Genomic DNA, 5,789 nt, shown 5'->3' on the forward strand with positions numbered 1-5,789 from the left:
CCGTCGGGGCTTCACAACATCCACCCGAGTCGAGCGGTTCGTGAGGCGGCCGTGACGACGCCGTGCTAAAACCTTCGACGGGCCGCAACTCCCTTTGCCGGCCCGCACGGTACCGCATGTCCCGTTGTTCCCGCGCCGAGCCTCGGCTCCGGCCACGACCCTGGGAGAACCATGCCCACCGCACACGCGCACACCCGCTTCGCCCGCCTGCTGCTCGCCGCACTGGCCGCCCTCGCCCTCCTGCTCTCGGGCGCGGTCGCCGCGACCCCCGCGAAGGCCACCACCACCAGCCTCGACGGCTCCTGGGCCTGCGAGGTCCCGGCCGGGTACGTCTACGACCAGGTGTCGATGAACCGCAGCTGCAGCGGCGGCGGCAGCTGGAACTCGCCGCAGTTCCACCTGCGGACCCCCTACGACGGCCTGACGGCCTGTCGGAGCACGCCCGGCTTCGTCTACGACAACATCACCTGGGGTCTCGCCTGCAGCCAGATCAGCGGCGTGCAGTCCAACCAGTACCACCTGCGCAAGCCGGTCGACGGCCTGGTCGCCTGCGTGGGCACCCCGGAGTTCACCTACGACTACCTCGTCTGGGGCACCGCCTGCAACCTCACCACGGGCGGCGGCCAGTCCAACGCCTTCCACCTCCGCAAGCCGTACAGCGGCCTCTGGGCCTGTGACGTCCCCTACGGCTTCACGTACAGCACGACCACCCAGAACACCGACTGCAGCACCTACCGGAACACCCCGTCCACCAAGTTCCTGCTGCTCGGCTAGCGTTCCCGCCCCGACGAACGGTGCCGGTCTCCCCCAACCACGGGGAGACCGGCACCGTTCGTCGGGCCCACTACGGCAGCGGGATCCGCACCACCTGCGGGTCGTGGTCGCTGAGCTGCGTGCTGAACTCGCTGTTGATGTGCACGATGTCGTAGCTGTACGCGGTGGCCGCGAGCGCGCCGGAGATCAGGATGTGGTCCAGCACCTGCGAGTTGCCCTCGTACACGTAGGTGTAGCGCTCGGGCAGCGGCAGGGTGCGCGGCAGGTCGGTGAGCGAGCCGCCGGCGGTGAGGATGTCGGCGGTCTGGGAGAACTCGAAGTCGTTGAGGTCGCCGAGCACGATGACCGAGGCCTTCGGGTCCACGGCCAGGATCCGGTCGGTGAAGTCCTTCACCACGGTCGCCTGGTCGTGGCGCTGGCTCTCCGAGGGGCGGGCCGGCTGCTGGTAGCGGCCGAAGAGGGGCTGGTCGCCGCCCTTGGAGTTGAAGTGGTTGGCGATCACGAAGACCGGCTTGCCGTTCCAGCGGAACTCTCCGGCCAGCGGCTTGCGGCTGGAGTTGAACGCCGCGTTGGCCGGGTCGATCCGTCCGGGCGAGTAGGCCAGCTGCGGCGTGCCGCCCGCGTTCACCACGGAGTCGGCGGTGGTGGAGCCGGCGCCGGGGCGGTCGGTGAAGGAGAGGCCGCGGTCGGTGCGGTACAGGAACACCTGGCGGATGTTGCCGCCGGGCTGCCCGCCGTCCTGGCCGTCCACCGGGTCGATCTCGCGGTAGGAGTAGGAGGGGCCGCCGGCCGCGGTGACGGCCGCGGTGAGCTTGGCCAGGGTCTGGGTGGCGCTCACCGTGCCGTCGCTGGTGGCGCCGCTGTTGTCCTGGATCTCCTCCAGGGCGACCAGGTCGGGCGAGCGCAGGTTGGTGACGATGCCCGCCGCGAGGCCGTCGAACTTGCTCTGCGGGTCGGACGGGGCGAGGTTCTCCACGTTGAAGGTCGCGACGGCGAGCTGGCCGGCCGTCGGCGCGGCGGTGACCTCGGGGGTGGTGGTGCCGGCAGTGACCGTCGGGGTCGCGGTGACCTGGAGGGTGAAGTTGCCGAAGGCGTAGTCGAGCACGCCGACGGTGGCGCCGGTCAGGGTGTCGCCGACGTTGGCGGTCGGGGTGGGGGCGAGCGCCTTCCCGAGGACGACCCGCTCCGGGTTGCCGTCGTTCGCCTGCAGCAGGATGCCGCCCCGGTTGGTGCGGGTGCCGCTGCCCTGCGGGACGACGGAGAGCTCGCCGTACTTGTTGGTCGGGCCGACCACGGCCGCGTCGTCGATCTCGACCCGCATGCCCTCCAGGGACTCCCAGAAGTCCAGGCCGTCGGTGGCGGGCTGGTAGTTCCCCGCGGTCTCGACGTCGCCGGAGGTGACGCCGGAGATGACCGCGGACGGGGGCACCCGCCCGCCCTGGCCGACCAGGGTGGCGGCGGGCAGCGGCGCGTTGTGGGCGACCACCGTGACGGCGGGCGCGGTCAGTTCGGTGATCGACAGGTTGGTGGTGCCGCCGGTGCCGCCCGGGCGGAACTGGCTGACGGTGGCACTCACCGTGACCGAGTCCCCGACCGCGACCGAGGGCGCGCCGGAGGTGTAGACGTAGACGCCCTCGCTGGTGCCGGGGTCGTTGTCGGGCTGCGGGTCCTGGTACCAGAAGCCGTTGGGGCCGACGGCCGTCACCACGCCGGGCACGGCGCTGACCGCGCTGCCGGCCAGCGGGGAGACCCGGGCGGCGCCCTGGATGTCGTGGATGCGGGTGCCGCCGGGGTTTCCGCCCCCGCCGGTGGAGGAGTTGCGCGGCGCGGGCGAGCCGATCGCGAAGTCCGTCGCGTTGTTGTCGGTGTCGGTGGCGCCGCCGCCCGCGCGCAGGGCCGCGGTGCCGTTCGACAGGTTGCCGGTCGGCGAGCCCTCGGCGGAGCCGGCGCCGCTGCCGTAGCCGACGAAGTCCTTCACCCCGGACTGGGTCGCACAGCCGGTGGCGCAGGTCAGCGCCGTGCCGTTGGTGACGAGGACGATCTTGCCGGAGGTCGCGGACATCGCGATCGTGCCGGTGGCGTCCGCCGTCGGCAGCGCGGCGCCGGTGCCGGCCCCGGCGGCCTCCTGGACGAGGAAGTAGTGGCCGGGCGCGATCGTCCCGGAGAGGGTGGTCCGCGACCAGCTGGACCCGGTGGCCGAGGCGTACTGCACCGTCCAGCCGGTGACCGACACCGGCGTGGTGCCGCGGTTGTACAGCTCGACGAAGTCGTTGGCGTACGGGGCACCGGAGTTGCCGCCACCGCCGTACACCTGGCTGATCACGATGTCGGGCGACGCCGCCTGCGCAACGCCGCCGGGCAGCGCCACCAGCGCCGCCACCACGGCCGCGGCGGAGACCGCCGCCGGCGTCCGGCGCCGCACTCGCGCCGCTCTCGGGGTGATCCGGGGATTCAAGGTGCTCCGCATGAGGCTCCTCCTGACCACCGTCCGGGCTCGTGGCCCGGCGGTGTGACCACGGACAAGAAAGGTCGGGCGCTGCGGTTCTAACAGCGCCACCAGATCCCTACCGGGCGCATCGGGCAACGGCCAGACGTACGGCGGAAGAACGTTTCTACGCGCGACAAGTGGGAGGGCGAACTCCGGATGGCCGGAAGCGACTTCCGCTCCCCATGGGGCCGCCGGCCCGACCGGGACAGCGCGGAGCCCGGGCCCGGCAGCGCCTCCGCCGCCGGACCCGGGCCGGTTCCCGCCCGCCGGGTGGTCAGCCCGGACGGTGTTGCCGCGGCGGCGTCACCGTCGGCGTCGCCCGGGGCGGGCGCAGCCGCAGCGGCGCGAGTTCGCGTTCCAGGGCCCGCACGTCCAGCGCTATCCGGGACGCGATCTCGCGCGGGCCGGTGCCGGCGGGCAGCCGGCGCGACCAGGAGCGGGGCTTGGCCGGGCCGTCCTGGACCATGTCGAAGTTGAGCCGCACCACGTCGGCGACGTCGACCAGGCTCACCAGGATCCTGGTGTCCGCGAGGTCGATGCTGACTTCGTTCCCGATGCACGAGCAGGCCACCAGGCCCTCGATGTCCGCCTCCGCCAGGTATCTGGCCAGGGGGACCGCCTTCCCCCGGACCAGAAACGGACGTTCCGCCGGATTCACCGGAACCGCCTCCTCCCCCAGCAGTCGAACGGCGCCTCGGCCGCGGCGCAAGCGCACCGCAACAGACCGGGCCCGGCCTATGCTCCACCACATCCGGCCGGTTCGCCAACTCGGGGTCTCACCAAGTGAATTGGGAGAACGCACCGACCCGGCGCACCGGCGCACGCCCCCGCGCACCTACCGGGTCCGACGGCCCGTGGGCAGGGGCGGACGCACGGCCCGGGAACGCGCGTGTGCCCGCCCGCACGAGGCGGACGGGCACAGCGGCGGTACGCGGGACGGGCGGGGCTCAGCGGGCGCCGCGGCCGTGCAGCACCAGGGAGCGGGTCAGGGCGAGCAGCCCGCCCGTGCAGAGCGCCGTGCGGAGCATGTTCGCCGGCACCCAACTGTCCGCGAACCTGGCCCGCACGGCGGCGAAGTCGTGGATCTGCGACGGGTCGCCGGCCGCCGCCAGCTCGTTGTTGAGCGGGATGTTGACGCCCATGGTGACGATCAGCGCCACCACGTACAGCGCCGTCGCCAGGGCCGCCCACAGCGCCGCCCGGCGCCGGCCGGCCTTGTGCAGCAGCCAGGCCGCCAGGCCGGTCGCCGCGAAGGCGCCGACGAAGACCAGGCCGAACAGCCCGTTCTCGATCGACTTGTTGATGTGCTGCATCGCCGTCACGTAGGTAGGGTCGTCCCCGGCCGCCAGGCCCGGCATCACCGACACGTCGAAGGCGAAGAACAGCCCGGCCATCAGGCCCATCGCGACGGTGGCACCCGCCAGCAGCGGACCCGCGGCCCGGCTCTGTCCGACGCTCTGCACGGAACTCCCCACCCCCGCACCCCCGATGGCAGACGGCGCCGTGTACGACAGCGGAACCGCGGTCTGATCCGAACGCATCTCAGGACCCTCTCACTCTTCCGGCTCCGCGCAGTGCGGCGCCGGCGAACGTGGAACACTCGACACCGCCCACCGTGCGGCGAGCCGCGCAACGAAACCGCGACAACCGGAACCCCGTTCCCCGGCGGGGCACGTGCCGCGTGCCGCGGTGCCGCGCCCGGGGCCGAGGGGCGAGGTTCCCGGCCTCCTCAGAGCACCGGGTCCAGGCCGCGCCGGTACCGCCGGTCCAGGACCGTCCGACCGAGCAGCCGCACCGGGGCCGGGATGGTCGCCGAGACCGCCCGGACCGAGGCCGCGTCCGCGCCGTCGAACATCCAGGGCTGGAGGTAGGTCATCACCTGGGTCGGCGCGCTCCCGATGATCCGGCGCTCGACCCGCAGGTACTCGTCCACCGACAGGCCGGCCAGTGCCGGGAAGACCACCGGCTCCTCGTGCCGCAGGTGCTCGCGCACCAGGCTCTCGAACGCCCGGGCCGCCTCGGGGAGTTCGGCCCGCAGGCCGGAGCCCAGCACCCCGGCCACCCGCCGCATCGAGGCGTCCAGCGCCTCGTGGTCCTCCTCCAGGACCCCGCTGCCGTCGAAGCCCGCCACCCGGCCGCGCAGGTACGGCCAGAGGATCTCGTCCTCGCTGTGGTGGTGCCAGTCGATCACCGAGCGCAGCCGCCCGAACCACTCCGCGAGCGCCGCGGAGGAGCCCGCCGCGCCGCGCTGCGCCACGGCGGTCAGCCGTGCCGCGTCCCGGCGCATCGCCACGTGCATCAGGCCGAAGCCCTTGAGCTGCTCGGGCAGGGCGCGGAGCCCGTGCTCGGTCGACCAGATCGTCGTACCGTCCGTCATGACCAGACCTCCAGAGTCCGTTCGGATTATCGACCAACGCCCGCCCGCAGGCGGCCGGTCGGAGCCGCCCGGACGGGTCGGCTCACGCGTTCCACACGCCGGAGGCGGCGGCCTCGCGGGCGTAGTCGGCGAAGTCCCGCGGCTCACGCC

At 73.1% G+C, this 5,789-nt stretch carries 5 protein-coding genes; 1 reads left to right on the forward strand and 4 read right to left on the reverse strand.

The annotated features are described in order from the left end of the window. Positions 1-171 precede the first annotated feature (171 nt). A complete protein-coding gene (locus ACWGKU_RS40090; RefSeq protein ID WP_401047890.1) occupies positions 172-774 on the forward strand; it encodes a hypothetical protein in 603 nt (200 codons plus the stop codon). Positions 775-844: 70 nt separating this feature from the next. Here ACWGKU_RS40090 and ACWGKU_RS40095 read toward each other — a convergent pair whose 3' ends face one another. The 4 genes from ACWGKU_RS40095 to ACWGKU_RS40110 form a co-directional block, all read right to left on the reverse strand. Then, positions 845-3,241: a lamin tail domain-containing protein gene (locus tag ACWGKU_RS40095; protein WP_452180840.1), complete on the reverse strand. Its 2,397-nt coding sequence runs from the start codon at positions 3,239-3,241 to the stop codon at positions 845-847. 295 nt (positions 3,242-3,536) lie between these two features. Continuing rightward, positions 3,537-3,920 (reverse strand): hypothetical protein, encoded by a 384-nt coding sequence (locus ACWGKU_RS40100; protein ID WP_359915173.1) that lies wholly within the window; start codon positions 3,918-3,920, stop codon positions 3,537-3,539. Between the two features lie 289 nt (positions 3,921-4,209). Continuing rightward, positions 4,210-4,725 carry an anthrone oxygenase family protein gene (locus ACWGKU_RS40105; RefSeq protein WP_452180841.1) on the reverse strand — a complete coding sequence of 172 codons (516 nt, stop codon included), beginning with the start codon at positions 4,723-4,725 and terminating at the stop codon, positions 4,210-4,212. Between the two features lie 266 nt (positions 4,726-4,991). After that, a complete protein-coding gene (locus tag ACWGKU_RS40110; RefSeq protein WP_387690349.1) occupies positions 4,992-5,639 on the reverse strand; it encodes a hemerythrin domain-containing protein in 648 nt (215 codons plus the stop codon). Positions 5,640-5,789 lie beyond the last annotated feature (150 nt).

The organism is Kitasatospora sp. NPDC054768 (genome assembly GCF_053612025.1).